Below are 553 nucleotides of genomic sequence, written 5' to 3' on the forward strand. Positions count from 1 at the left end.
TCCTGCAGGCCGGTCTGCCCCTGCTGCCGGACGCCCAGGTCGACGACGGTGAGCTCGACGTCGTGGTCATCGCACCGCGTCGGCTGTTCGGCTGGGTCTCGATCGCCCTGCGCGTGATCGCCCGCCGCAAGCGCACCAACGACCGCCTCGACCGCTTCACCGGCCGACGTGTGCACGTGAAGGCCTCGGGCCCCACCCCCATGCAGCTCGACGGCGACCCCGTCGAGGAAGGCACCGAGATCACCGCGGAGGTCCGCCCCGGCGTGCTCCTCGTGCGGGTGCCGGTGCTGCCCGCGACGCTCAAGCACTAGCCTCCGGCCGGTCCCACCGGAAAGGACCATGGTCCTTTCGGGTGGGGGGAAATGGCCCTGCCCGGTGATGGTGGCGCGGGGCGGGCGAGCCTACCGTGGAGCCACGAGGGTAGGAGAGGAGTCAATCCTGCCCTGAAGGTCCCGAATTGGCTGCAATTCCAAGGAAAATTCGGTTCGACCCACCGTGACGCCGCCTCGGGGTTGCTCGTTGAGCAGCACGAGCGACGACGTCCGGTCGCTCA

The 553-nt window shown here is 69.4% G+C and carries 1 protein-coding gene; it reads left to right on the forward strand.

Translation table 11 applies throughout. The features are described from left to right. Positions 1-311 (forward strand): diacylglycerol kinase family protein (locus tag ASF38_RS17975; RefSeq protein ID WP_369815178.1); only part of this gene is annotated, 311 nt, incomplete at its 5' end. Positions 312-553 lie beyond the last annotated feature (242 nt).

This window comes from Aeromicrobium sp. Leaf272, assembly GCF_001422865.1.
In the GTDB taxonomy this organism is placed as follows: domain Bacteria; phylum Actinomycetota; class Actinomycetes; order Propionibacteriales; family Nocardioidaceae; genus Aeromicrobium.